This window comes from Micromonospora siamensis, assembly GCF_900090305.1.
In the GTDB taxonomy this organism is placed as follows: domain Bacteria; phylum Actinomycetota; class Actinomycetes; order Mycobacteriales; family Micromonosporaceae; genus Micromonospora; species Micromonospora siamensis.
In genome coordinates, this window is the sequence record NZ_LT607751.1 from 3,765,056 (window position 1) to 3,790,447 (window position 25,392).

The window sequence follows — 25,392 nt, forward strand, 5'->3', positions numbered from 1 at the left end:
TGTCGCGGTATGGCCGCCGGGGCCGGGTCCGGCCCGGGATACTGGCCCGGGACGTACCAGGCCAGGAGGTGCGGTGTGAACTCGGCAGACGGTGCGGCCGTGGTGGTCGGCGTGGACGGCTCCGAGTCCGCCCTGCGGGCCGTGCGACTGGCCGCCGCCGAGGCCGGCCGGCGGGGCCGGCCACTGCGGGTGGTCCACGGGTTCATCTGGCCGCTGCTGCACGTGCCGATCACCCCGCTGACCGAGGGCCCACCCCGGGGTGGCCTGCGCCACCAGGCCGAGGACCTGGTCGCCGCCGCGGTGGACGCCGCCCGGCAGGCGGCGCCCGACGTCCGGGTCACCGGCGAGATCATCGACGGGGAGGCGTCCGCGGCGCTGCTCGGCGAGACCCCCACCGCCGCGCTGATCGTGCTGGGCGACCGGGGGCTGGGCGGCTTCACCGCCCTGGTCGTCGGCTCGGTGGCGATCCAGGTCGCCACGTACGCCGACTGCCCGGTGCTGGTCGCCCGGGGCGCCGAGCGCGCCGACGGGCCGGTCGTGGTGGGCGTGGACGGCTCCCCGTCGTCGCACGGCGCCGTGGCGTTCGCCGCCGAGGAGGCGGTGCTGCGCGGCACCACGCTGCACGCGGTGCACGCCTACCGGCACCCCGCCTCCAGCGGGCCGGGCGACATGCAACCTCTGGTGTACGAGGAGCACCAGTTGCGCGGCGAGGAGGACCGGGTGGTCGCCGAGGCGCTGGCCGGACTCGCCGACCGGCACCCGGAGCTGTCGGTCACCCGGGAGGTCACCCGTGGCCGGCCGGTGGCCGTGCTGACCGACGCGTCCCGCCGGGCCCAGCTGGTCGTCGTCGGCGGCCAGGGCCACGGCGAACTCAGCGGGCTGCTGCTCGGCTCGGTCAGCCACGGGGTGCTGCACCACGCCGACTGCCCGGTGACGGTGGTCCGGGCCCCCGCCTGAGCACGTTGGGGTCCGGTCAGAACGGGTAGACCCCCGGCGTACGCCGCACCGGCGGCGACGACCGGAGGAGGCAGCGATGCCAGGACCACGGCCGGGCAGCAACGCGTACGACAAGGAGCGGGCCCGCCTGCGGGATCTGATCGAGAATTCCGGACGCGCGGCGGACCAGGAGGCCAACCAGGTCGCGAACCGGATCCTTCAGGAGGATCGCGGCCAGCGGGGCGTGGTCCGGGGCGAGCGCACCTTCGGCCCGAAGGGCGAACGCGAGCCCGGTGACCCGAAGTGAGGGCGTCCCGGGCGGTCGACGGGGCGATCGCCGGGGCGGTGGGTAGCGCGGTGCTCAACGTGGTCAGCTACCTCGACATGGCGCTGCGGGCCCGCCCGGCCAGCAGCACCCCCGAGGAGACCGCCGGCCGGCTGGCCGGGGTGGCCCACGTCGACCTGGGGTCCGGGGAGCGGGCGGCCAACCGCCGCTCGGGCCTCGGGCCCGTGCTCGGCTACGCCACCGGCATCGCCGCCGGGGCGGTGTACGCGGTGCTCGCCGGTGACCGGCGGGTGCCCACCCCGCTGGCCGTGGCGCTGCTCGGCGGTGGGGTGATGGCCACCTCCGACGGCTCCATGACCGTGCTGGGCGTCACCGACCCGCGCACCTGGGGGCGGTCCGGGTGGATCGCCGACCTGATTCCGCACCTGGCGTACGGGGCGGCGGCCGCAGCCACCCTGCGGAGGCTGCGACCGCCGGCGTGACCCGGCCGGGCGTCAGCCCCGGTCGCTCTCGTCGTCGGCCACCGGCTCACCGGCCGGCCCGTACGGCGACACCTGCCCCTTCGGCACCGGCCGCCCGACGTCCGCGTTCGAGGTCCCCCGGTTGAGCGGATTGCCGCTCGCCCGGGGGCCCTTGCTGTCCTGGCTGGTCGCGCCCTTGTTGTTGCGGCGGAACTCCTCCTGCTGCGGATTGACCACGGGTCTCTCCTTCCCCGGTGGGAGCACACGGCGTCGGCCGTGCGCCACCGGCCGCGTACCCGGCCCCGCCGGGCGCATTCCGGTCCCGTCGGGGCGTCTGGCCGGGGCCGGGGCGGGTAACCGGCAGGGATGGGTGACGACCGGACGACCGCCAGGGTGCTGCTGGAGCGGCAGGGCCGCACGTACGCGCAGGAGGCCGGCATCGGCCTGGCCGACCGGCCGGGACCGCTGTACCAGCTGCTGGTGCTGACCACCCTGCTGAGCACCCGGATCCGGGCCTCGGTGGCGGTGGCCGCCGCTCGGGAGCTCTTCGCGGCCGGCTGCCGGACGCCGCAGGCGATGGAGGCGACCGGTTGGCAGGAGCGGGTCGACGCGCTGGGTCGCGGACACTACCGCCGCTACGACGAGCGGACCGCCACCATGCTGGGCACCGGCGCCCGCCTCTGCCTGGACCGCTGGCACGGAGACCTGCGGCGGCTGCACCGGGAGGGCGACGGCGACCCGACGGCGCTGCGGCGGCTGCTGACCGGGTTCCCCGGCATCGGACCCACCGGCGCGGACATCTTCCTGCGCGAGGTGCAGGCGGTCTGGCCCGACGTCCGCCCGTACGCCGACCGCCGCGCGCTGGCCGGCGCCGAACGTCTCGGGCTGCCGGCGAATCCGCGCGGCTTGGCCGGGCTGGTCCCCGAGGGCGAGTTCGGCCGGTTCGCCTCGGCCCTGGTGCGGGTGGCGCTCGGCGAGGAGTCCGCGGGTGAGGTGAACCGGACCGTCGCCACCGCGACGGCCCGCTGAGACGTCACTTGGCCGGCTTGTCACCCGGCCTGGTCAGGTACCACACCAGCAGGGCGGCGGCCACCGCCAGTAGCACCAGGCCGCCGGAGAGGCCGCGCTCGTCGCTGCTGCGGCCGCTCACCCCGAAGTAGATCACCGCCAGCCCGGCGAGCACGGCGAGGAGCTTGCGTATCCCTTGGTCCTTCACGACCCGGACGGTACGGCCGCGCCGGTGCCCGGTCGGCGTTTTCCCGACCGGTCACCCGATGGTGGCTCAGTCGGTCTCCAGGTCGTCCAGTGAGATGGCGTGCGTCATCAGCCAGCGGGCCAGCGCCGACATCCCGAACAGCCACAGCGGCGCGGATTCGGTCGGGCCGTTGGTGGCGAAGATGGCGAACCGCAGGTCCGGCGCCCGGTACGCCTCGATCCGCCACCGGTGGTTCTTGTCCCGCCAGACCGCCGAAGGGTCCATGGCGTCACCGTAGGTGACCAGGGTGCCGTCGCGGGCCCGGACGGCCGCTCAGCCGCCCGTTGCCGGGTCGGCGGCCGGGAAGGCGGCGACGAACTCGGCGACCTCCGGCCGGTGGTCGTCGGCCCGCCAGGCCAGCGCCAGCTCGGCCGGCGGCAGCCCACGCACCGGACGGTACGCCACGTCCGGTCGCGGATAGAGCCGGGCGTTCCCCTCGGCCAGCAACACCACCCCCAACCCGGCGGCCACCGCCTCCAGCGCCTCGTCCGCCGCGACCGCCTCCACGCCCACCACCGGTTCCCGGCCGGCGCGCTGCGGCACGGCCAGCCAGAAGTCCCGCAGCGGTCCCGCCGTGCCGGGCAGCGCCACGAACGGCTCGTCGCGCAGGTCGGCGAAGTCCACCTCCGGGCGGGCGGCCATCGGGTGGGCCGCGGCCGTCGCCACCCACCGGCGCTCCCGGGCGAGCACCCGCACCGCGAGGTCCCCGCTGGCCACCGGCAGCCAGAGGAACGCCACGTCGGTGGCGCCGGTGGCGAGACCGGCGGTCGGGTCGTCCCAGCCGGACAGCCGCAGGGTGATCCGCCAGCCCCGCTCCCGGAACGACTGGAGCACGCTGCGCTGCAGGTCCCGGCCGACGGCGGTCTGCAAGCCCACGGTCAGGCTCACCGCGGCGCCGGCGCCGCGGGCCGCCCGTACCGCCGCGTCCCAGCCGGCGAGGAGGTCACGGGCCCGGGGCAGCAGCTCCGCGCCGGCCGGGGTGAGCGCGACCGTACGCGCCCGCCGGTCGAACAGCGCCAGCCCGAGCTGTCGCTCCAACGCCCGGACCTGTTTGGACAGGGCCGGCTGCGACACGAACAGCCGCTCGGCCGCCCGGGAGAAGTGCAGCTCCTCGGCGACGGCGACGAAGTACCGCAGCTCCCGCAGGTGGACGTCCATAACCAATGGTTATAGCAGCGGGTCTTGGACGCCGGTCGGGTTCCGCGGTGAGGCTGGAGACCGCCTGCGGGGCCACCGGCCCCACCATCGGATGCGAGGACCCACCCATGACCACCCTGCCCACCCGTACGCTCGGCACCCTGCGCAGCTCCGCCCTCGGCTACGGCGCGATGGTGCTCTCCCCCGGCATGTACGGCGCCGTCGACGACGCCCGCGGTCTGGCCGCCCTGCGCGCCGCCCTCGACGGCGGCGCCACCCTGATCGACACCTCCGACGGGTACGGCCCGGACGGGCACAACGAACGCCTCGTCGGCGAGGCGATCCGGGGTCGCCGCGACGAGGTGCTGGTCGCCACGAAGTTCGGCTTCCGGATCCCCGAGGGCGCCGCCGCCCACCGCTTCCCCGTCTCGTACACCTTCGGCGAACTGGCCGTCAACGCCGAGCCCCGGCACGTCCGGCGCTACGCCGAACAGTCGCTGCGCAACCTGGGCACCGACGTGATCGACCTGTACTACCCGCACTTCCCGGACCCGCAGGTGCCGATCGAGGAGACCGTCGGCGCGGTGGCCGACCTGGTCACGGCGGGCCTGGTCCGGCACCTGGGCCTGTCGAACGTGACCGCCGAGCAGGTGCGCCGGGCGCACGCGGTGCACCCGGTGGCGGCGGTGCAGACCCAGTGGTCGCTGTGGCAGCCGATCGAGCCGGAGCTGCACGCCGCCGCCCGCGCGGCGGGCGCCGGGATCGTCGCCTGGAGTCCCCTCGGTGGCGGCTTCCTCACCGGCACCGTGGACCGGGTCGACCCGGACGACTTCCGCCGCAACCTGCCCCGGTTCGACCCGGCGAACCTGCGCGCCAACATCGACCGGTACGCCCCGCTGCGCGCGGTCGCCGCCGACCTCGGACTGACCCCGGGGCAGTTGGCGCTGGCCTGGCTGCTGCACCAGGACCAGCACGTCGTGCCGATCCCCGGTAGCCGCACCCCGGCCCACATCGCCGAGAACCTCTCCACCGCGCGGGTGCGCCTGCACCCGGACTCGCTGGCGCGGATCGAGGCCGCCCGTGCGGCGTTCGCCCCGCGGGGCGAGGGAGCCCTGCTGGTCTGACGGTCAGCCCGGCACCAGAGTCCCGCCGAGCAGGAACCGGCCGGCGACGACCAGCGCCGACGCGACCGCGTCACGCCGTCGGGGTGACCACCTCGCGGGCGTCGTCGGGCAGTCGCCGGGTGGCCCCCCGTCGGTCCAGCAGCTCCAGCAGGGGCACCGCCACCCGCCGGGTGGTGTCCAACGCCTGCCGGGCGGCGCTGAGCGTGAACGGCTGCGGCAGCCCGGCCAGCACCCGCACCGCGGCGTCGGCCGCCCCGGGCAGCAGCACCACGTTCTCGGCCAGCTTCAACAGCGCGCCGGCCCGTACGGCGGCCCCGATCTCGCGTGGGCCCAGCCCCAGGGTGGCGAGGCGGTCGGCCTCGGGGGCGCGGAACGGGCGGTCGCCGTACTCGGCGCGGACCCGGGCGACGGCGCGGGCCACCGGCTCGGGCAGGGTGTCGGCGGCGGCCGCGGTGACCCGGCCGTCGCGCAGCCGCAGCGGCGGGCGCAGCAGCGCCTCCACCAGGGCCCGGTCGGGCAGGTCGAGGCGTTGCCGGAGCACCTCCAGCGGCACCCCCGGCTCCAGCGGGTGCTCGCGGGCGTACCGGGTGACCTCCTCGGTGAGCAGGGCGGCCAGGCGACGCCAGTGCCCGGGGTCGGCCAGCCAGTCCCCGGCGACCGGGGCGACGTCGACCGGGATGCCCATCCGGGTCAGCTCGCCGGCCCGGACCAGCCGCCGGCGGCGCAGCTCACCGGCGAGGTCGGGGCGGCCGTCCAGCTCGGCCAGCACCGTGGCCCGGGCGGTCGCGGCGCCGCGCCGGGCCAGCGGCGGCGGGGTCACATCCAGCACGGTCACCCCACCGGCGACGTGGTGCCGGCCGGGGTCGCGCAGCAGCGCCCGGTCGCCGACCAGCAGCGGCAGCGGGCGGGCCAGCCGCAGCCGGACGGTGTCCGGGCCGAGCGGGCGTACCCGCACCGGCACCGCCGCCGACCCGACGTGCAGGGTGAGGGTGGCGGGCAGGTCGGCGGCCGGATCGCCGGCCAGCCGCACGTCGACCAGGTCGGTGCGGCCGAACCGGCCGGGGGTGAGCAGGGCGTCGCCGCGGGCCAGCCGGTCCCGGGACACCCCGCGCAGGTTCACCGCCACCCGGGCCACCGCGTCGACCTCGCCGTGCGCGGCGCCCAGCGAGTGCAGGCCGCGTACCCGGACCGGCTCGCCGCTACCGGCCAGCTCCAGCTGGTCGCCGACGCGCAGCCGGCCGGCGCCGAGGGTGCCGGTGACCACGGTGCCGCTACCCCGGATGGTGAACGCCCGGTCCACCCAGAGGCGCACCGGCGCGTCGGGCACCGGCGCGGGCAGGCCGGCGACCAACCGGTCCAGGGCGTCACGCAGCTGCGGCAGGCCCGCACCGGTCGCGCCGCTGACCGCGACCGCCGGCACGGACCGAAGCGAGGTGCCGGCGAGCCGCTCCCGGGCCTCGGCCAGCGCCGGGCCCGGATCGGCCAGGTCGGCGCGGGTGACCACCAGCAGGCCGGCGGAGACGCCGAGCGCGTGCAGCGCCGCCAGGTGCTCGGTCGACTGCGGCATCCAGCCCTCGTCGGCGGCGACCACCAGCATCGCCGCCGGCACCGGCCCGACCCCGGCCAGCATGTTCGGCACGAACCGCTCGTGCCCGGGTACGTCGACGAAGGCGACGGTCCCGCCCGACGGCAGCGCCGTCCAGGCGAACCCGAGGTCGATGGTCATGCCCCGGCGGCGTTCCTCGGCCCACCGGTCCGGTTCCATCCCGGTCAGCGCCCGCACCAGGGTGGACTTGCCGTGGTCGACGTGCCCGGCGGTGGCGATCACCCACACGGCTGGTCACCCACCCGCAGGATCGCCGTCCGAAGTGCCTCGTCGGCGCCGGCCGGCACGCAGCGCAGGTCCAGCAGCAGCCGGCCGCGCACCACCCGGCCCAGGACGGGCTGCTCGCCGGTGCGCAGCGGTTCGGCGTACGACTCGGGCAGGCTCAGCGCCCACGAGTCCAGTTCGACGCCGGGCGCCCCGCCGCCGCCGACCACCGAGGCGCAGGGCACCACCTCGGCCTTGCGGCCGTCGACGCCGAGGGCGTCCCGCAGGCGCTCGGCCCGTTCGCGCAGCGCCGCCGGGTCGGCGTGCAGGGCGGCCCGGGTGGGGGTGGTGGGCCCGTGCAGGGTGCCGGCGAGCGCGGCCAGGGTGAGCTTGTCGACCCGCAGCGCCCGGGCCAGGGGGTGCCGGCGCAGCCGCTCGACCAGGTCGGTGTCGCCGAGCAGCAGGCCGGCCTGCGGGCCGCCGAGCAGCTTGTCGCCGCTCGCGGTCACCAGGTGCGCGCCCGCGCGCAGGGTGGTCGCGGCGTCCGGCTCGTCGGGCAGCAGCGGGTCCGGGGCGAGCAGCCCGGAGCCGATGTCGGCGACCACCGGCACGCCCAGGGTTGCCAGCTCCTGGACGGCCACCGCCGAGGTGAAGCCGGTGACCAGGAAGTTCGACGGGTGCACCTTGAGCACGAAGCCGGTCCGCGGGCCGACCGCGGCGGCGTAGTCGGCCAGCGTGGTGCGGTTGGTGGTGCCCACCTCGCGCAGCCGGGCGCCGGTGCTCTCCAGCAGGTCGGGCAGGCGGAAACCGTCACCGATCTCCACCAGTTCACCGCGGCTGACCACGATCTCCGCGCCGGCGGCCAGGGCGGTGGCGGCGAGGACCAGCGCGGCGGCGCCGTTGTTGACCACGTGCACGGCGCCGGCGTCCGGCACCGCGGCGGCGAGCGCGGCGAGCGCGTCCCGGCCCCGCCGGGCCCGCCGGCCGGTACGCAGGTCCAGCTCCACGTCGGTGTGTCCGGCCGCGGCCACCACCGCCTCGACGGCCGTGGCCGACAGCGGCGCCCGGCCCAGATTGGTGTGCAGCACGACGCCGGTGGCGTTGAGCACCGCCCGCGGCGCGGCGGTGGCGACGGCGGCGAGCGCGGCGTCGCGTACCCGCTCGGGGGTGATCTCACCGCGGCGGGCGCGGTCCTGGGCCGCGGTGACCGCGGCCTTCACCCGGCCCCGGCCGATGCTGTTCGCGGCGGCGGCGAGGTCCGGGTCGGCGAGCAGCGCGTCCGTGCGCGGCACCCGCCGCCGGGGGTCGGCCGGGCCGTCGCGCATCACGTCATCTCCACAGGGCCAGCTTGGCGGAGACGGACGGGAATCGAACCCGCCTGGCCCGGATCCCGGACCACACCGGTTTTGAAGACCGGGAGGGGCACCAGCCGCCTGAACGCCTCCACCACGCAGTCAACCACAGCCCGGCGCGGGTCGCTCGGCGCGGGGTCAGCCCTGCTCGGCGGCCCGCCGGTCGGCGCGTTCCCGCTGCGGCACCACGGTGTAGCGCGGGTCCTTCGCCGACGCCACACCGCCGTGGAAGATCCCGAAGCGGGTGCAGACCGACGCGGCGAGCAGCGCTCCGCCGGAGACCGCCGACAGGACCCTGCTGCGCCGGCCGATCAGCGCACCGACCACACCGGCGGCGGTCAACGCCCGCCCGGCCTTCAACAGCTTGCCGGGGGTGCCCTGGGCGTAGGGCTCGCTGAGCAGCCCGAGCCGGTTCTCCACCCGGTGCGAACCCCACAGCTCCATGGCCGCGCCGGCCACCGCGAACCGCCGCGCCGGGCCCGCCTGGTCGGTCGGGGCAGCGAGCAGGCCCACGCCGGCGCCGCTGGCCAGCGCGCTGCCCGCGAAGATCATCGGAAGTTCCGGGTACGCCTCGTGCCAGGACGGGACGGCCGTGTCGGCCAGCAGCACCCCGGTGTACGTGGCCAGCAGCGGCGCGGTGGCCGCGGCGGCCAGCCCGGCGGCGTGCCCCACCGGGGGCAGCAGCCGCCGGCCGAGGCCGAGCACGCCCCGCTCGGGCAGCCAGGGCGCGGCCTCGGCGACCGCCGCCACCCCGGCGGCCGGGCCGAAGGCGCTCAGGATCCAGGTGCCCACCGACATCGGCGAGGTCAGCTTCGCCACCCGCAGCATGTGGTGGAACCGGCTCGGCCGGCCCAGGTCGTTGATGAGGAAGAAGGCGCTGGTGCCCACCGCCGCCAGCGAGGTGACCCGCCCGGCCCGGCGCAGCGCCGGCCGGCCGGTGAGCTGCCCGCCCGCGGCCAGCAGCGACGAACCGGCCGCGAGACCACCGGTGAACAGGTACGCCGCGATGTCCCACTTCCACACCGGCGCCTTGAGCACGGGCCGCCCGTAGTAGGAGGTGAACTCGGCCGGCGGGACGTTGAGCTGCTCCCCGCCGCCCCTGCGCCGGCCGCCGCGCCGCCGTTCCGTCGGTGGCACGTCCCAGGGTGGCTGCGGGGCCAGTCCGGCTTCGGCCGCCCCGGCGTCGGTGCGGGCCACCCCCGCGCCGGTTCCGGTGGCCCGACTGCCGCCCGCCTCGGCGAGCCCGCCGCTCTGCTTCGGGCCGTGACCGCCGGAGCCGCCGGGGCGATCCTCGGTGGCCAGCCGGTCGCGGAACCGACGGAACAGGGCGCCGACCGGGGCGCGGTCCGGACTCACGATGAACCTCCGACGAAGGCGGCGACGGCCGCCGCCGCCATGGCCAGGGCGGCCAGCCCGGCCCGCTTGTACATCCGGGGCAGGTCCCGGGTGGTGACCACCGGGTCCGGCGGCAGACCGTACACCTCCGGCTGGTCGAGCAGCAGGAAGAACGCCCCGTCGCCGCCGACGCCGTCGGTCGGGTCGTGGCCGTAGAGCCGGGCCTCCGGCACGCCCCGCTCGTGCAGGGTGGCCACCCGCTGCGCGGCCCGCTCCCGCAACTCGTCGAGCGGGCCGTACTGGATGGACTCGGTGGGGCACGCCTGCGCGCAGGCCGGGGTCATCCCGGCGCCGAGACGGTCGTAGCAGAGCGTGCACTTCCACGCCCGTCCGTCGTCCTTGCGCTGGTCGATCACTCCGTACGGGCAGGCGGAGATGCAGTAGCCGCAGCCGTTGCAGATGTCCTCCTGCACCACGACCGTGCCGAACTCGGTGCGGAACAGCGAGCCGGTGGGGCAGACGTCCAGGCAGGCCGCGTGGGTGCAGTGCTTGCACACGTCGGACATCATCAGCCAGCGGAAGTCGGTACGGCTCTCGGCGCCGGAGCCCCGGCCGGGGGGCTGCGCGCCCGGCATCCCCAAGAACTGCGCGCCGCCGCTCGTGCCGGCGCCGTTCGCCGGCGCGGAGCCGGTCACGGCGCCGTTCGCCGGTGCCGAGCCGGTCACGGCGCCGTTCGCCGTGACGGCGCCCACCGGGGCGCCCAGCACGTCGACCGCCCCTGTCCCGGTCATCCGGGCCGCCGCCGACGGCGAACCCAGGGGCACCCCCGGCTCGGTGCCCGTCGGGTTGCCAGTGCCGGCGGCCACCGCCGCCGAGGCGGCGCTGACCGAACCGCCGGTCGGGTTGCCGGCGAACGGCGGGGTGCGGTGCCCCGCCGGGAGCGGCTGCTCGATGAACGCGACGTGCCGCCACGAGTTCGCGGTCAACGCGCCGGTGTTGTCGTACGACATGCCGAGCAGGTCGAAGCCGGACTCCGGGACGGCGTTCCACTCCTTGCAGGCCACCTCGCACGCCTTGCAGCCGATGCAGACGCTGGTGTCGGTGAAGAAGCCCATCCGGGGGCCGGCGGCGGACCAGCCCGCGTCCGGCGCCGGGTCCAGGGGCCCGTAGAGGCTGTTGGCGTCGGGAATCATTCGGGGTTCTCCCTCGGCCCGTCGTCGCTCGGCCCCGCCGGGTGGCGGACCTCGGTGGTGACGATCGGCGGTCGCCGACCCGGCACTATCCCGGCCCGGCGCTGGTAGTCGCCCACCAGCTCGAGCAGGGCCGGCCCGGTCGGGCGGCGACCCGGTCGCACGTCACAGGTGCCGACCTTGCTCTCCTGGATCAGCACGTTCGGGTCCAGGGTGATGCCGAACAGGTCGTTGGCGGAGTCGCCCGTCACCATGCCCTCGAACCCGAAGTGGTACGGCAGCCACAGCTGATGGATCACCCGCCCGTCCACCCGCAACGGGGTGAGCCGATCGGTGACCAGCACCTTCGCCTCGATCACCGCGCGCCCGCTGACCAGGTGCGCCCAGCCCAGGTGCTCCACGCCCGCCTCGGCGGCCAGCTCCGGCGACACCTCCACGAACATTTCCGGCTGCAGCTCCGCCAGCGGGCGCACCATCCGGCTCATCCCGCCGGCCGTGTGGTGCTCGGTGAGCCGGCTGACCGTGAACACGTACGGGAAGACCTGGCTGTGCTCCTGCGGCGGGCTCGGGTTCACCGAGTTCACCGGGTGGTCGTACACCTTGCGGGTCGGGTTGGCCTGCTGGCCGTAGAGCGGGTTGCGCATCGGCGACTCGGCCGGCTCGTAGTGCGTGGGCAGCGGGCCGTCCAGCACGCCGCTCGGCGCGTACAGCCAGCCCTTGCCGTCGCCCTGCATGACGAACGCGTCGTCACCGGCGAGCGCCTCCGGCCCGGACGCGCCCTCCGGCGGCCGGTACGTCGGCGGCTTCGTCTTCTCGAAGTCCGGCACGTCGTGGCCGGTCCACTCGCCCTTGGCCTCGTCCCACCAGACGTAGCGCTTGCGTTCGCTCCACGGCCGGCCCTGCGGGTCGGCGGAGGCGCGGTTGTAGAGGGTGCGCCGGTTCGCCGGCCACGCCCAACCCCACTCGGCGGCCACCCAGTCCTGCTCGTGGCGGGACTTGCGGCGGGCGGCCTGGTTCACGCCGTCGGCGTACACGCCGGTGTAGATCCAGCAGCCCACCGCGGTGGAGCCGTCGTCCTTGGCCTCGGCGAACGAGGCCAGCGGGCGGCCGGTGGCCACGTCGTACCCGTTGATCTCACGCAGCACCGCCTCGGCGCTGGGCTCGGCGTGCTGGCCGTGGGTGGGATAGTCCCAGGCCAGGTCGAGCAGCGCCCGGTCACGCGGGTGGTCGGAGTCGGCCAGCTTCTCCCGCAGCCTGAGCCCGAGGTGATAGAAGAACCACAGCTCGGAGCGGGCGTCGCCGGCCGGGTCGAGGGCCTTCTCGCGCCACTGCAGCAGCCGCTGCGTCTGGGTGAACGTGCCCTCCTTCTCCACGTGTGAGGCCGCCGGCAGGAAGAACACCTCGGTACGGCACTGCTCCGGGACGATCTCCCCGGTGGCGACCTCGGGCCCGTTCTTCCAGAACGTGGCGCTCTCGATCATGAACAGGTCGCGGACCACCAGCCAGTCCAGGTTGGCCATGCCCAGGCGCTGGGCGCGCCCGTGCGCGGAGCCGACGGCCGGGTTCTGGCCGAGCAGGAAGTAGCCCTTGATCTTGCCGTCGATCATGTTGAGCACCTGCTGGTAGGTGCCGTGGTCGCCGGTCATCCGGGGCATGTAGCCGTAGCAGAAGTCGTTCTCCGGGGTCGCCTTCTCCCCCCAGTACGCCTTGAGCAGGCTCGCCGCGTACGCCCGCGAGTTGCCCCAGAAGCCCTTCTGCCCGGGGTGGCGGATGCTGTCCACCCACTCGTCGAACGTGCGGTGGTCGGCGTGGTTCGGCATCGGCAGGTAGCCGGGCAGCAGGTTGAACAGGGTCGGGATGTCCGTGGAGCCCTGGATGGAGGCGTGCCCGCGCAGGGCGAGCACCCCGCCGCCCGGGCGACCCATGTTGCCCAGCAGCAGCTGGATGATCGCCCCGGTGCGGATGTACTGCACACCCACCGAGTGCTGCGTCCAGCCCACCGAGTAGATCAGGCAGCCGGTGCGCTCCCGGCCGGAGTTCTCCGTCCACGCCTGCGCCAGCTCCAGGAACTTCTCCCGCGGGATGCCGCAGACCCGTTCCACCATCTCCGGGGTGTAACGGGCGAAGTGCCGCTTGAGGATCTGGTAGACGCAGCGCGGGTGCTGCAACGTCTCGTCCCGCTGGGTCTTCCCGTGCACCTGGGCGCCGTGCGACTCGTGCCGCAGCCCGGCCGCGCTGTCCCGCTCCTTGGCGGTGTGCCCACTGCCGGAGTCCGACTCGTGGCCCTCGTACTGCCAGGAGTCCTGCACGTAGCTGCCGGTCTCCGGGTCGAAGCCGGAGAAGAAGCCGTCACCGTCCTCGGTGTCCTCGAACCGCTCGCTGACGATCGCCGCGGCGTTGGTGTACGCCAGCACGTACTCCCGGAAGTCGAGCTCGTTGGACAGGATGTGGTTGACGACGCCACCGAGCAGCGCGATGTCCGTGCCCGCCCGGATGGGCAGGTACGTGTCGGCGAGCGCACTGGTGCGGGTGAACCGCGGGTCGACGTGGAAGACCTTGGCGCCGCGGCGCTTCGCCTCCATCACCCACTGGAAGCCCACCGGGTGGGCCTCGGCCATGTTCGAGCCCTGGATGACGATGACGTCAGCGTTGGCGACGTCCTGCTGGAAGTCCGTCGCACCACCGCGACCGAAGCTGGCCCCCAGACCGGGGACGGTGGCGGAGTGTCAAATACGGGCCTGGTTCTCGATCTGGAGTGCCCCCATCGCTGTGAACAGCTTCTTGATGAGGTAGTTCTCCTCATTGTCCAGCGTCGCCCCGCCGAGGCTGGAGATGCCCAGTGTGCGGTTGAGCGGCCGGCCCTCGTCGTCGACGTCCTCCCAGGTCTCCGCGCGGGCGGCGAGGATCCGGTCGGCGATCATGTCGACCGCGACGTCGAGCTCCAGGTCCTCCCACTCCGTGGCGTACGGCCGGCGGTAGCGGACCTTGGTCTGCCGCAGTGGGCTGGTGACCAGGCTCTTGCTGGCCGAGCCCTTCGGGCAGAGCCGGCCGCGGGAGATCGGGCTGTCGGGGTCGCCCTCGATCTGGGTGACCCGGCCGTCCTTGACGAACACCCGCTGGCCGCAGCCCACCGCACAGTAGGGGCAGACCGACCGGGCCATGCTGTCGGCCGTCTCGGTCCGGGCGGTCAGCTCGGCGGACCGGCCGGACTGCGCGGCGGCGCCCCGACCCAGCGGGTCGGTGCCGGTGAGTTGCCGGTAGACCGGCCACCCCTCGATGAAGGTCCGCAGCCCCACCCGGACACCTCCTCCACGCTGCCGGAAGCTGACCTTCTGAACATAGGCCAGGGCGTGGGGGTCCGCGACTCGAGCGACAGATCATTTTCCGGGCGGGGCCGCCGGGCGGGGAAACAGTTCCGCCCCCGGCCGGAGCCGGGGGCGGAACGGGTGCCGGTGTGCAGGTCGCCTCTCGGCGAGTGGCGCGACGCGGCTCCAGCCGAACGGTATTCCGCGAAGGCAATTTAGGTGAGGCCCGGGGACACTGGACACACCGACACCTCACTCAACCTACCTCGGGGTGTGGTTGTTCCCGCTGTCCTTCCGGCGGGGCTCGGCCTTCCGGCGGGGCTCGCCCCCGAGCCCGCCGCGGTCGGCTTCCGTCCGTCGGTCGCGCTCCTTCTCGGGTACGCCCGCGCGGGGCGTTTCGGATCTTGGACGGTTTCTGTTCGTGGCGAACGGTAAGTGTCCAAGATCTGCTGGATGCGCCGCTGGCCGGCACCCGTCAGGGGTGCCGGCCAGCGTGTCGTTCAAGCGGTGTCAGTTGTTCCAGTGCTGGGCGACCAGGTCGGCGGCCTGCTGCTCCCACTGCGCGTACGCATCCGGGTACGCCGACACCTGCACCGTCTGGGCGGCGTCGGTCAGCGGCATGTCCTGCCACCCGTCGACCTGCTTCAGACCCTTCAGGAACGCCAGGGTGGAGTACTCGGGATCGGTGATCTGCTCAGGCGTTCCCCAACCACTGGACGGGCGCTGCTGGAACAGGCCCAGCGAGTCGTGGTCGTTGCGGTCGCCGAGGTGGCCCAGGTTCTCCAGCTTCGACTCCTGCAGGCTGGTGGCGATCGAGACCACGGCGGCCCGCTCCGGGAGACCGGCCTTCTTCGTCGCGGCGATGATCGCCTTCACATTCGCGGTCTGCTCGTCGTTCAGATCGATGTGCGACTGGGTGCCCTGCACGCCGTGCGGGATCAGCTTGCCGGCGTCCGGCTTGTCGGCCTGCACCGCCACCGCCACCGGCTTGCCGTGCACCGGCTCAGCGGCATGAGCGGCGACCGGACCGGCGAACACACCACCGGTGAAAGCAAGACCAGCAATACCCATCACACTCTTGGTCAGCATCGAGTTCATGACGAAGCTCCTCGGGGGTCGGCACGCCACCCGACAGGGGGCAGGCGACGCGCAAGCACCACGACAGGCGCTCAAAACAACAGGGGAAAGTCTTTGGGGGGTCTCGCACGGCCGCGGACCCGGGGCGCTCGTCGCGACCGATCTGCTGCCAGCCAGCCGAAGCACGAGGGCTCGTCGGGGCGGCGGACCACGTGTAACGACCGGGGACCGGGGATCATTCCGGGGGCCCGGCCCGAACCACAGGCACCGGGGCCGGCAGCCCGGGGTGCTACCGCGGCCGTCGGGGTGCTGTAACGACCCCCGACCCGGGATCATTCCAGGCCCGATCCCTGAGGCATCGGGGCCGGCAGCCCGGGTGCTGCCGCGGTCGTCCAGGGGGTGTAACGACCCCGCCCGGGCCACCATTCCGCTGGCGGGATGCCACCGGTCACACCCAGAAACCGGACGATCGGGTCGTCGGATGACGTTACGCCGGGGTGCGGTGGGCCGAAATCGGTCAATCGCGTCATCGGATTGCCCACCAGGCCGCTACAGACGTGAGAGCGCTGACGACTCGAGCGGGCCCGACGGCCCCAGGGGACCTCTTCACCCCCTCGTCAGTAAGCGCCACGGCGGCGGGCGCTCTGCGGCAGGTGGGGTCGTCCGGCGGGCGGGGCAACACGACTTGCCGCAGGTCGTGGGACGGCTGGGGTGCTGTCGCCCCAACCTGCGGTCGTCTGGGGTATCCGAATGACCCATGTGGGGGCGTGACGGCCATGTGCGGTCGTACCGGATTGTCGGCTGCCCGCAACGACCCGGATTGCCGCATGCCGTGCGCTCCGGCACGGGTGCGGCGTGAGTCGTTGGTGCTCTCAGGTCCGTAGACGCACAGGAGGACGTGACCGGCGACCCGGCGCAGCCCGTGCCGAGGGGCACCGCCACGGGCCGACGGCGCAGGTGGGCGCGCCGCGGGCCGGCGCGGGGTTACCCTGACAACATGCAGGCCCTCTCCCCCAGCGCACCCCCGGTGGCCCTCCTGGCCCGCCCGGGGCGTCCCGCCGTGGTGGCGCGGACCCTGGCCGAGCTGGCCGGTCCCACCGGCGGCGTGGTGGAGCTGCCGGTACGCCTGATGTGGAGCAGCGAGCGCACGTTCGACCTGGGCGACCCGGACGACCTGCTCTGGATGTACGAGAACGTGCTGCGCGAGACCACCCGCGCCGACGACCTGCGGCAGTTGGTCAACGGGCGGCTGCTGGGGCGGGTGTGGCCGATGCTCAACCTGCCCCGGGGCGTACGCCAGGCGTGGGAGCGCGAGCACCCGGGCCTGCGGGCGGCGTGAGCACACCTCACCTGCACGGGTTCTACCGCGACGTGGCCCGGGTGGCGCTGTCGGCGGCCGGGCGGCACCGGTTCGTCCTCGGCGGCGGGGTGGCGTGGGCGGCGCACGGGCTGGTGACCCGGCCGACCGAGGACGTCGACCTCTTCGCCGACGTGGAGGGGGCGGCCGCGGCGGCCGCCAGCGACGTGCGTACGGCGCTGGAGCGGGCCGGCTTCGAGGTGACCGCCGCCGACCCGGACAGTGAGCTGGGTGAGCTGTTCGCCGGTTTCGACCGGGACGTGCGGGACTTCGTCGTCACCCGGGACGGCCGGCAGATCCGGCTGAGCCTGGCCCGCCTCGACCGGTACCGCAGCCCGGTGGTGATGGACCTGGGCCCGGTGATGGACGTCCGCGACCTGATCGCCAACAAGACCGCGGCGCTGGTCAACCGGCGCGAGGTGCGCGACTACATCGACGTCGCCGCGGCACTGGACCAGTACGACGTGGCGGAGCTGCTGGAGCTGGCCCGGCAGGTCGACCCCGCGCTCGACCCGGACGACGTCCGGGAGGCCGGCCGCTACCTGGACCGGGTGCCGGACCGCCGGTTCGCCCGGTACGGGCTGGACGCGCCACAGGTGGCGAGGCTGCGGCAGCGGTTGGCGGGCTGGCCCCGCTGACCGAGCGCGCCAGGTAGCCAGGGTGTTACACGCAGGTGCCGTGATGCGGCGGTGAAGTGAAACACCGCGCACGGCTGTGGCAGGAGGGACACCTGCTGTTCTATGGTGCGCAACGGCGCTCCTAGAGGCGCTTTACCCCCATGGAAAGGCACGGCATGACCTCCTCCTCCGGCGCCTCGCGCCGCCAGGTGCTCGCCGTCGCGGCCGCCGCCGCGTCCGCTCCCCTGATCGCCGGCGCGCCCGCCCGGGCCGCAGCCGCCACCGGGGCGAAGACCTGGGACCTGACGATCCTGGGCACCTCGGACACCCACGGCAACGTCTACAACTGGGACTACTACAAGGACGCCGAGTACGACGACAAGGACCACAACGACGTCGGCGTCGCGAAGCTGGCCGCCCTGGTCACCCAGATCCGTGCGGAGCGCAGGGGCAAGGCGACCCTGGTGCTCGATGCCGGTGACACCATCCAGGGCACCCCGCTGGCCACGTACTACGCCAAGCAGGAGCCGATCACCGAGACCGGTGAGACGCACCCGATGGCAAAGGCGATGAACATCCTGCGGTACGACGCCGTCACGCTCGGCAACCACGAGTTCAACTACGGCCTGCCGCTGCTGGCGACCTGGATCGAGCAGCTGGGCTTCCCGGCGCTCGCCGCCAACGCCGTCAACGCGGCGACCGGCAAGCCGGCCTTCACCCCGTATGTCATCAAGGAGGTCCGGCTCGGCGGGCACGGCGCCCCGAGGATCAAGGTGGGCATCCTCGGCCTGACCAACCCGGGCGTGGCCATCTGGGACAAGGGCAACGTCGAGGGCAGGCTGGTCTTCCCGGGCATGGTGGAGACGGCGGCCAAGTGGGTGCCGATCATGCGGGAGCGCGGCGCCGACCTGGTGATCATCTCGGCGCACGGCGGCGACAGCGGCACCTCCAGCTACGGCTCGGAGCTGCCGAACGAGAACCCGGTCGCGCTGATCGCCCAGCAGGTGCCGGGCATCGACGCGATCCTGTTCGGCCACGCCCACAACGCCGTCGAGATGCGGATGGTCAAGAACCTCGACACCGGCGTCGAGGTGCTGACCACCGAGCCGTCGAAGTGGGGTCAGCGGCTGTCCCGGATGGACTTCACCCTGACCCGCGAGGGCGGCCGCTGGCAGGTCGTCAGCAAGAAGTCGGCCCTGCTGAACACCAACACCGTCGAGCCGCACAAGGCGGTGCTCGCGGCCGTACGCGGCCAGCACGGCAAGACCGTGGACTACGTCAACACGGTCGTCGCGCAGTCCGAGGTGGAGCTGTCCGCCGTCGAGTCGCGCTACAAGGACACCCCGATCCTGGACTTCATCAACCACGTCCAGGCCGAGGTGGTCGGCAAGGCGCTGGCCGGCACCGCGTACGCGGGCCTGCCGGTGCTGTCGATCGCCGCGCCGTTCAGCCGTACCGCGGTCTTCCCGCAGGGTGACGTGCGGATCCGCGACGTGGCCGGCCTGTACGTCTTCGACAACACCCTCGAGGCGGTCGTCCTGACCGGCGCCGAGGTGAAGGCGTACCTGGAGTACTCGGCGAAGTACTTCACCACCTTCGCGGTCGGCGCCCCGATCGACCTGGCGAACATCAACGACAAGAACGTGCCGGACTACAACTACGACGTGATCTCCGGCGTCGACTACGACATCGACATCTCCAAGCCGGTCGGCCAGCGGATCACCCGCCTGGTCCTGGCGGGCACCGACACCCCGGTTCCGGCCGACGCGCAGTTCGTCGTCGCGGTGAACAACTACCGGCGCAGCGGTGGCGGCAACTTCCCGGGCATCGTGAAGACCCAGGTCTACAACCAGCAGCAGGAGATCCGCCAGCTGCTGATCGACTGGGCGCAGGCCAAGGGCGTCATCCGCCCGGCCGACTTCTACGTGCCGAACTGGAAGCTGGTGCGCGAGGGCGTGCCGGTCTTCTGACCCGTACCGGACCCGACGGGCCGCGAACCACACCGGTTCGCGGCCCGTCGGCCGTCGTACGCCGGTCAGCCGCCCGCGCGCAGGTCCCAGTCGGGAGGTCCACCGATCGGCTCGGGCCGGTCGCGGCGGACCTCGGTCTCGGAGGCCGTGGCCCGGTCCTCCGGCGCCACCCGGTCCGGCAGCTCGCCGAAGCGGACGTGGCGCAGGAACGCGTACTCCTCGTCGGTGAACGACTCGCGCTGCTCGCTCATACCGACAGTGTGCGCCGCCCGGTCGACAGGGGGAATCAGCCGACCCGCCTGGCCGGGAGCCGGTCGAGCAGGGACAGGGCCGCGCGCACCGGGCGCCTCGAGAGGGTGTCGGCGAAGCTCGCCCGGCCCTGACAGAATCGGACGAACATCCGCCAGCCGGCCGGAGTGGCCAGCAGCCCGTGGAAGACCTCGGGCCGTCGCTCGAAGACCTCCAGCAGCCGGTGCCCGGCCCGCATCTCCGGCACCAGCCGGCGCCGTACCTCCCGCTCGTAGGCGTCCGGGTCGTCGGCGGCGACCGCCTCCCCGGCCAGCCGGCCGGAACGCAACGCGTAGCTGATGCCCTCCCGGCTCCACGGCTCCAGCAGGCCGGCCGCGTCCCCGACGACCAGCACCCGGCCCCGGCGCAGCGGCGAGTCCGCCTCCCGGCACCGGGTGAGGTGCCCGGAGTCGTGCTCCGGGGTCAGCCCGGACAGCCCGAGCCGGTCGACGAAGTCGCGCAGGTAGGCGCGGGTCCGCTCGCCCTGACCGCGCGCCGCGATCACCCCGACCGTCAACCGGTCGCGTTTGGGGAACACCCACGCGTACGACCCGGGAACCGGCCCCCAGTCCAGCAGCAGCCGACCCCGCCACCGGCGCTGCTCGACGGGCGGCACCGGCACCTCCAGTTCCAGGCCCAGGTCCACCTGCCGGTGCCGCACGCCGACGTGCCGGGAGGTGATCCCGGAGGAGCCGTCGGCGCCGACCACGGTGCGGGCGCGTACCTGTTCACCGCCGGCCAGGCGCAGGCGTACCCCGTCGGGGTCCTCCTCCAGCGCGCGTACCGCGACGCCCTCGCGGACCTCGGCGCCGGCCATGATCGCGGCGGCCCGCAGCCGGTCGTCGAACTCCTCCCGGCGGACCATGGCCACCAGCGGCTCCCCGGCCTGGCGGGTGAAGCCGCGCCGACCGTCCCGGGTGAAGCTCACCCGGTCGACGTGGTCGTGCGCCGGCACCTCGATCCGGTCGGCCACCTCGGCCAGGGAGGTGCCGATCAGGCCCCCGCCGCAGGTCTTGTAACGCGGATGGGTGGCCCGTTCGACGACCAGGGTGCGGACCCCGGCGCGGGCGGCGGCGTGCGCGGCGGACAGGCCGGCGGGGCCACCGCCGACGACCGCGAGATCCCAGACGACCACCGGTGCAGCCTAGGGCACGCACGCCGGCGGGGCCGGTCACCGGGCGGGCCGGAACCCCCCGATCGGGTGGGCATCATCGCAGGTCGGAGGGGTAACCGCCAGGCGCAGACCGCCCGCCGACCCGGGCGGGTCACGCCGAGGAGGAACAACGATGCAGCAGGTACGGCTGTCGGAGACCGAGGAACGGGTTTACCAGGCGGTGGCCGCGCTGGAGGCGCGGGGACACGTCCCCTATCCCGACCTGATCGCCGAGGAGGCCGGGATGAGCGCGGACGACCTGCACGCCCCGCTGCACGCGCTCACCGAGAAGAACCTCCTGCACCGGGAGGACTCGCCCATGGTCGGCCTGGACTTCGGCCCCCGGTGGTGTGCGCGTCAGATGGCCTGACGGCGCCGTTTGCCGGTGACGGCCCCGGGTAGCGGTCAGGAGTGGATGATCGACGGACATCGGGTGGCACGATGAGCGCGGACCGCCCGACCGCGGCCGACAACGAGCCGCAGTACGACGAGCGGCGCCGGTGGAAGGCGCTCGGCGTCGGGCTGGTGGCCGCGTTCATGACCCTGCTCGACGTGAGCATCGTGAACGTGGCCGTACCCTCGATGGACCGGGCCCTCGGGGCCACCCCCAGCGACCTGCAGTGGGTGCTGTCCGGCTACGCCCTGACCTTCGGTCTGGTGCTGGTGCCCGCCGGCCGGTTCGGCGACGCCCGGGGAAGACGCAACGCCTTCGTCTTCGGCGTCGCGCTGTTCACCGTCACCAGCGCGCTGGCCGGCCTGGCCCGCTCACCGGAGTGGCTGGTCGCCGCCCGACTGCTCCAGGGCGCCGCGGCCGGCGTGGTCAACCCCCAGGTCAGCGGACTGATCCAGCAACTGTTCCGGGGCGCGGAACGGGGACGCGCGTTCGGCCTGCTCGGCGCGACCATCGGCATCTCCACCGCGGTCGGGCCGCTGCTCGGCGGGCTGCTCATCCAGGTCGGCGGCGAGCAGCAGGGCTGGCGCTGGGTGTTCTTCGTCAACGTCCCGGTCGGCATCCTCGCCGTGCTGCTCGCCTGGCGGCTGCTGCCCGCCCGCCCCACCGGCAGACCGGACCGGCACCGGCTCGACCCGGTCGGCGTGCTGCTGCTCGGCGTCGGGGTGACCCTGCTGCTGCTGCCACTGGTGCAGCACACCCAGTGGCACGGGCCGTGGAAGTGGGCGCTGATCCCGGTCGGCCTGGCGTTCCTGGCCGGCTTCGGGCTCTGGGAACACCGGTACGCCCGCTCCGCCGCACCCATGTTCGACCTGCGGCTGTTCACCCTGCGGTCGTACTCCCTGGGCGCGCTGGTCGCGCTGGTCTACTTCGGCGGGTTCACCGCCATCTTCTTCATCTTCACCCTGTACCTGCAAAACGGCCTCGGCTACAGCGCCCTGGTGGCCGGCCTGGCCATCACCCCGTTCGCGTTGGGTTCGGCCGTGGCGTCGGCGCTGGGCGGCCGGGTCGTCACCCGGTACGGCCGCCCACTGGTCGCCGTCGGCCTGTTCGTGGTGGTGGTGGGGCTGGTCGCGACGGTGCTCGTGCTGCGCGGATCGCCCTCCGGGTCGGTGCCGCTGCTGACCGCCGGGCCGCTGCTGGTGGCCGGGCTGGGCAGCGGTCTGGTGATCGCGCCGAACCAGACGCTGACGCTCTCCGAGGTGCCCGTGCCGCAGGCCGGCAGCGGTGCCGGAATGTTGCAGACCGGGCAGCGGATCGGGTCCGCCGCTGGCATCGCCTCGGTGGGGGCGCTGTTCTTCTCGTCCCTGGCGGACAGCGGGAACGACTGGGGGGCGGCGTTCCGGCAGTCACTGGGGCTGGCGGCCGGGATCATCACCGTCGCCCTGGTCGCCGCGCTGGTCGACATCCTGGCGGGACGGCGGGCGGATCACCGGGCCCGCGCCGCTGGCTGACCCCGGACACGCCGCTGGCCGGCACCCGTCAGGGGTGCCGGCCAGCGGCGTCGTTCAGGTCTGCGGTCAGTTGTTCCAGTGCTGGGCGACCAGGTCGGCGGCCTGCTGCTCCCACTGCGCGTACGCATCCGGGTAGGCCGACACCTGCACCGTCTGCGCGGCGTCGGTCAGCGGCATGTCCTGCCATCCGTCGACCTGCTTCAGACCCTTCAGAAACGCCAGGGTGGAGTACTCAGGATCGGTGATCTGCTCAGGCGTTCCCCAACCACTGGACGGGCGCTGCTGGAACAGGCCCAGCGAGTCGTGGTCGTTGCGGTCGCCCAGGTGGCCCAGGTTCTCCAGCTTCGACTCCTGCAGGCTCGTCGCGATCGAGACCACGGCGGCCCGCTCCGGGAGACCGGCCTTCTTCGTCGCGGCGATGATCGCCTTCACATTCGCCGTCTGCTCGTCGTTCAGATCGATGTGCGACTGGGTGCCCTGCACACCGTGCGGAATCAGCTTGCCGGCGTCCGGCTTGTCGGCCTGCACCGCCACCGCGTTGCCGTGCACCGGCTCAGCCGCGTGAGCGGCGACCGGACCGGCGAACACACCACCGGTGAAAGCAAGACCAGCAACACCCAGCACACTCTTGGTCAGCATCGAGTTCATGACGAAGCTCCTCGGGGGTCGGCACGCCACCCGACAGGGGGCAGGCGACGCGCAAGCACCACGACAGGCGCTCAAAAGCACAGGGGAAAGTCTTTGGTGTCCGGCACGGCCACGGACCCAGCGGGGCTCATCGTGGCGGCGGACCAGGTGTAACGACCGGGGGCCGGGGATCATTCCGGGGGCCCACCCCGAACCAGAGGCATCGGGGCCGGCGGCCCGGGGTGCTGCTGCGGTCGTCCAGGGGGTGTAACGACCCCGCACCGGCCGCCATTCCGCCGCCGGGACGCCGCCGGTCACGCAGGGTTTCGGACAACCGATCCCAGATCGCCCAGGCCGATGGCCGGATCTCCCCCGGCGCGCCCGCGCCGGCCGGGTGCGGCGGCCACCCACCCCTCCCCGCAGAGGCGGCTGCATGTCCTTGCGGTGCCTACAGACTTGAGAGCACCGATGACTCACCCAGCGGGCGGCCCGTCTGACAGCGGGCCGGCGCGCCATGTCCCCGATATTCCGGTTCCGCCGCAAGCGCCGCCACCAGGAGCCAGTCCACCCCCCGTGAGTCACCCATGCTCTCAGGTCCGTAGTGCGACGAACTCCCCCTCAGGCGCCAACGCAAGAGGTGCGAGACGGGCCGGCCGGCCCCCGTGGATCGGGAGCCGGCCGGCCCGGTGCTGGTCACGCGGCCCGTCACCACAGCTGGGCGACGATGTCCGCTGCCTGCTCCTCCCACTGCGCGTACGCGTAGGGGAAGGCGGAGACCTGGACGGTCTGCGCGGCCGTGGTCAGCGGCAGGTCCCGCCATCCACCGATGTTCTTCAGCGCGCCGAAGAACGCCTTGGCCGAGTAGTCGGGGTCGGTGATCTGCTCGGGCGAACCCCAACCGGACGACGGGCGCTGCTGGAACAGGCCCTGCGAGTCGTGGTCGTTGTACGCGCCCAGATGGCCGAGGTTGTAGAGCTTCGACTCCTGGAGCGAGGTGGCGACGCCGATCACGGCGCCCCGCTCCCCCACACCGCTCTCCTTGGCCGCCTTCACGATGGCCTTGGCGTTGGCGAGCTGCGCGTCGTCGAGCGGGATGCGCGACTGCGCGCCCTCGACACCGTGCGGGATCAGCTTCTCCCGGTCGGGCCGGTTGCCCTTGGTGGGGACCTTGTCGCCGCCGGTGGTCAGCGCCGACTCGACGGTGGCACCCCGCTTACCGGTGGCCAGTTCGATCGCCGCGGTGGCTCCGGCGTGCGGGCCGGTGGTGACCGGTGCGGCGACGGCGGTCGGGCCGAACGCGAGGCCGCCGAGGACGGCGACGCCCGCGACGGTCAGTGCGGTCCTGCTGTTCGGGGTCTTCGCGACGGCGGTCTTCGCGATGGCGGGGAGCCATCGAGTGAAGTGCTGCTTCACGATGGTTGCCCTTTCGATCGTTACGACGCGCTCCGGGGTGAGCGCCCCTGGGGGACTACCGGGCGGTACGGGTTTGCGGCCCGGCCGTACGGGGGAAGCAACCAGCTTCACGTGTCCGTCATTCCGGAAATGCCGGTGCATGCGGCGGGCTGCGGTCCAGGTCACTCGCGCAACGGGCAGCCGTTACCGGCCGCCCGCGGACGTCGCAGCGGGTGTGCCGGGGCGTGCCGGTGACGGTGAGGGTCAGATCAGGCGTCGGTGCCGAAGCCGTCCAGGGCGGCCCGCTCGTCGAGGTCGGTCAGCTCCTGAAAGACGGTGACGTGTAACCCGGCGGGCACGTCGAGGCGCGCGTTGAGCGACCGCCACGGGGTGACCGTAGGCGGGGCGACCTCCACCGCACCGCCTGCCACCAGGCGTTCCGTGACCGCCCGACTGTCGTCCACCTCGAAGGCCACCCGGATCCGCGGTGCCACCTGCCGCCCCACCTCGACCTCGTCGATCAGCCGCTTCTGCGCCGGATTGGCGATCTCCAGCGTGGCCCGGCCGGCCTCGAGTATCACGACGCGCGCGCCGTCCCCACCGGAGAAGGCCGCCTGCTCGGGCAGGCCCAGGACGTCGCGGAAGAACGCCACCGCCGCGTCGTGGTCCTCGGCCTCGACCACGAGGCGCAGCTGGCGTACGGTCGGGGGCCGGCCGGCGTCGGTCACGGCCGCCGATCTTAGCGCCACCGAGGCCGCCGGGCAGGCCGGTCCTCCCGATCGGGGCGGAACGTTACAGTGGGGGCGCGAACCGCG

General features: G+C 73.8%; 25 protein-coding genes and 1 tRNA gene. 10 read left to right on the forward strand and 16 right to left on the reverse strand.

Annotated elements, in window-relative coordinates; translation table 11 throughout:
• The first annotated feature begins 75 nt into the window (after window positions 1–75).
• The 3 genes from GA0074704_RS17485 to GA0074704_RS17495 all read left to right on the forward strand — a co-directional run bounded on the left by GA0074704_RS17485 (window position 76) and on the right by GA0074704_RS17495 (window position 1,704).
• Complete coding sequence (locus GA0074704_RS17485; RefSeq protein WP_088971497.1) at window positions 76–957, forward strand: universal stress protein; 882 nt, start codon at window positions 76–78, stop codon at window positions 955–957.
• A gap of 76 nt (window positions 958–1,033) precedes the next feature.
• Entirely contained in the window at window positions 1,034–1,243 is a 210-nt protein-coding gene (locus GA0074704_RS17490; protein ID WP_088971498.1) for a phosphatidylethanolamine-binding protein, read from the forward strand.
• Window positions 1,240–1,704 carry a hypothetical protein gene (locus GA0074704_RS17495; RefSeq protein WP_088971499.1) on the forward strand — a complete coding sequence of 155 codons (465 nt, stop codon included), beginning with the start codon at window positions 1,240–1,242 and terminating at the stop codon, window positions 1,702–1,704. Before GA0074704_RS17490 ends, GA0074704_RS17495 begins: the two co-directional genes overlap by 4 nt.
• 12 nt (window positions 1,705–1,716) lie before the next feature.
• Here GA0074704_RS17495 and GA0074704_RS17500 read toward each other — a convergent pair whose 3' ends face one another.
• Window positions 1,717–1,920 carry a hypothetical protein gene (locus GA0074704_RS17500; protein ID WP_088971500.1) on the reverse strand — a complete coding sequence of 68 codons (204 nt, stop codon included), beginning with the start codon at window positions 1,918–1,920 and terminating at the stop codon, window positions 1,717–1,719.
• 129 nt (window positions 1,921–2,049) lie between these two features.
• On the opposite strand from GA0074704_RS17500, the gene GA0074704_RS17505 reads away from it, so the two are divergent.
• Window positions 2,050–2,712, forward strand: coding sequence for a hypothetical protein (locus GA0074704_RS17505; protein ID WP_088971501.1), 663 nt, complete (start codon window positions 2,050–2,052; stop codon window positions 2,710–2,712).
• Window positions 2,713–2,716: 4 nt separating this feature from the next.
• Here GA0074704_RS17505 and GA0074704_RS17510 read toward each other — a convergent pair whose 3' ends face one another.
• From GA0074704_RS17510 to GA0074704_RS17520, 3 genes are all read right to left on the reverse strand, one after another.
• On the reverse strand, window positions 2,717–2,884 hold the full coding sequence (locus GA0074704_RS17510; RefSeq protein ID WP_088973765.1) for an amidophosphoribosyltransferase: 168 nt from the start codon (window positions 2,882–2,884) through the stop codon (window positions 2,717–2,719).
• 81 nt (window positions 2,885–2,965) lie between these two features.
• Window positions 2,966–3,163 carry a hypothetical protein gene (locus tag GA0074704_RS17515; RefSeq protein WP_088971502.1) on the reverse strand — a complete coding sequence of 66 codons (198 nt, stop codon included), beginning with the start codon at window positions 3,161–3,163 and terminating at the stop codon, window positions 2,966–2,968.
• Between the two features lie 48 nt (window positions 3,164–3,211).
• Entirely contained in the window at window positions 3,212–4,096 is an 885-nt protein-coding gene (locus GA0074704_RS17520; protein WP_088971503.1) for a LysR family transcriptional regulator, read from the reverse strand.
• A 107-nt stretch (window positions 4,097–4,203) separates the two neighbouring features.
• Here GA0074704_RS17520 and GA0074704_RS17525 point away from each other — a divergent pair, with 107 nt between their 5' ends.
• Window positions 4,204–5,199 (forward strand): aldo/keto reductase, encoded by a 996-nt coding sequence (locus GA0074704_RS17525; RefSeq protein ID WP_088971504.1) that lies wholly within the window; start codon window positions 4,204–4,206, stop codon window positions 5,197–5,199.
• Between the two features lie 70 nt (window positions 5,200–5,269).
• Here GA0074704_RS17525 and selB read toward each other — a convergent pair whose 3' ends face one another.
• The 7 genes from selB to GA0074704_RS17560 all read right to left on the reverse strand — a co-directional run bounded on the left by selB (window position 5,270) and on the right by GA0074704_RS17560 (window position 15,289).
• Window positions 5,270–7,033, reverse strand: a complete 1,764-nt coding sequence (gene selB / locus GA0074704_RS17530; RefSeq protein WP_088971505.1) for a selenocysteine-specific translation elongation factor — start codon at window positions 7,031–7,033, stop codon at window positions 5,270–5,272.
• Entirely contained in the window at window positions 7,024–8,334 is a 1,311-nt protein-coding gene (gene selA / locus GA0074704_RS17535) for an L-seryl-tRNA(Sec) selenium transferase (protein WP_088971506.1), read from the reverse strand. Before selA ends, selB begins: the two co-directional genes overlap by 10 nt.
• Before the next feature lie 24 nt (window positions 8,335–8,358).
• A tRNA-Sec gene (locus GA0074704_RS28840) sits at window positions 8,359–8,454 on the reverse strand.
• A gap of 45 nt (window positions 8,455–8,499) precedes the next feature.
• Complete coding sequence (gene nrfD, locus GA0074704_RS17540) at window positions 8,500–9,717, reverse strand: NrfD/PsrC family molybdoenzyme membrane anchor subunit (protein ID WP_231926508.1); 1,218 nt, start codon at window positions 9,715–9,717, stop codon at window positions 8,500–8,502.
• Window positions 9,714–10,886, reverse strand: coding sequence for a 4Fe-4S dicluster domain-containing protein (locus GA0074704_RS17545; RefSeq protein WP_088973767.1), 1,173 nt, complete (start codon window positions 10,884–10,886; stop codon window positions 9,714–9,716). Before GA0074704_RS17545 ends, nrfD begins: the two co-directional genes overlap by 4 nt.
• Window positions 10,886–14,182 carry a formate dehydrogenase gene (gene fdh, locus GA0074704_RS17550; protein WP_157743707.1) on the reverse strand — a complete coding sequence of 1,099 codons (3,297 nt, stop codon included), beginning with the start codon at window positions 14,180–14,182 and terminating at the stop codon, window positions 10,886–10,888. The genes GA0074704_RS17545 and fdh overlap by 1 nt, the downstream gene beginning before the upstream one ends.
• Window positions 14,183–14,701: 519 nt before the next feature.
• Window positions 14,702–15,289, reverse strand: a complete 588-nt coding sequence (locus tag GA0074704_RS17560; RefSeq protein WP_088971509.1) for a hypothetical protein — start codon at window positions 15,287–15,289, stop codon at window positions 14,702–14,704.
• A gap of 976 nt (window positions 15,290–16,265) precedes the next feature.
• Between GA0074704_RS17560 and GA0074704_RS17565 the strand changes: the two genes are divergently transcribed.
• From GA0074704_RS17565 to GA0074704_RS17575, 3 genes are all read left to right on the forward strand, one after another.
• Window positions 16,266–16,607 (forward strand): hypothetical protein, encoded by a 342-nt coding sequence (locus GA0074704_RS17565; RefSeq protein WP_088971510.1) that lies wholly within the window; start codon window positions 16,266–16,268, stop codon window positions 16,605–16,607.
• Window positions 16,604–17,263 (forward strand): nucleotidyl transferase AbiEii/AbiGii toxin family protein, encoded by a 660-nt coding sequence (locus tag GA0074704_RS17570; RefSeq protein WP_231926509.1) that lies wholly within the window; start codon window positions 16,604–16,606, stop codon window positions 17,261–17,263. The genes GA0074704_RS17565 and GA0074704_RS17570 overlap by 4 nt, the downstream gene beginning before the upstream one ends.
• Before the next feature lie 155 nt (window positions 17,264–17,418).
• Entirely contained in the window at window positions 17,419–19,212 is a 1,794-nt protein-coding gene (locus GA0074704_RS17575; RefSeq protein ID WP_088971512.1) for a bifunctional metallophosphatase/5'-nucleotidase, read from the forward strand.
• 65 nt (window positions 19,213–19,277) lie between these two features.
• On the opposite strand, the gene GA0074704_RS17580 is transcribed toward GA0074704_RS17575, so the two are convergent.
• Both GA0074704_RS17580 and GA0074704_RS17585 read right to left on the reverse strand, forming a co-directional pair.
• Window positions 19,278–19,463, reverse strand: a complete 186-nt coding sequence (locus tag GA0074704_RS17580) for a hypothetical protein (protein WP_088971513.1) — start codon at window positions 19,461–19,463, stop codon at window positions 19,278–19,280.
• A 35-nt stretch (window positions 19,464–19,498) separates the two neighbouring features.
• A complete protein-coding gene (locus tag GA0074704_RS17585) occupies window positions 19,499–20,635 on the reverse strand; it encodes a geranylgeranyl reductase family protein (RefSeq protein ID WP_088971514.1) in 1,137 nt (378 codons plus the stop codon).
• Between the two features lie 151 nt (window positions 20,636–20,786).
• Between GA0074704_RS17585 and GA0074704_RS17590 the strand changes: the two genes are divergently transcribed.
• On the forward strand, window positions 20,787–21,023 hold the full coding sequence (locus GA0074704_RS17590) for a hypothetical protein (protein ID WP_088971515.1): 237 nt from the start codon (window positions 20,787–20,789) through the stop codon (window positions 21,021–21,023).
• Window positions 21,024–21,094: 71 nt separating this feature from the next.
• Window positions 21,095–22,558 (forward strand): MFS transporter, encoded by a 1,464-nt coding sequence (locus GA0074704_RS17595; protein ID WP_088971516.1) that lies wholly within the window; start codon window positions 21,095–21,097, stop codon window positions 22,556–22,558.
• A 66-nt stretch (window positions 22,559–22,624) separates the two neighbouring features.
• Here the strand turns inward: GA0074704_RS17595 and GA0074704_RS17600 are convergent, their stop codons facing one another.
• The 3 genes from GA0074704_RS17600 to GA0074704_RS17610 all read right to left on the reverse strand — a co-directional run bounded on the left by GA0074704_RS17600 (window position 22,625) and on the right by GA0074704_RS17610 (window position 25,305).
• The gene (locus tag GA0074704_RS17600; RefSeq protein WP_088971517.1) at window positions 22,625–23,206 is read right to left on the reverse strand and encodes a hypothetical protein; all 582 of its coding nucleotides are present in this window, start codon (window positions 23,204–23,206) and stop codon (window positions 22,625–22,627) included.
• Between the two features lie 684 nt (window positions 23,207–23,890).
• The gene (locus tag GA0074704_RS17605) at window positions 23,891–24,598 is read right to left on the reverse strand and encodes a hypothetical protein (protein ID WP_088971518.1); all 708 of its coding nucleotides are present in this window, start codon (window positions 24,596–24,598) and stop codon (window positions 23,891–23,893) included.
• A 248-nt stretch (window positions 24,599–24,846) separates the two neighbouring features.
• On the reverse strand, window positions 24,847–25,305 hold the full coding sequence (locus GA0074704_RS17610; RefSeq protein ID WP_088971519.1) for a VOC family protein: 459 nt from the start codon (window positions 25,303–25,305) through the stop codon (window positions 24,847–24,849).
• Between the last annotated feature and the right edge of the window lie 87 nt (window positions 25,306–25,392).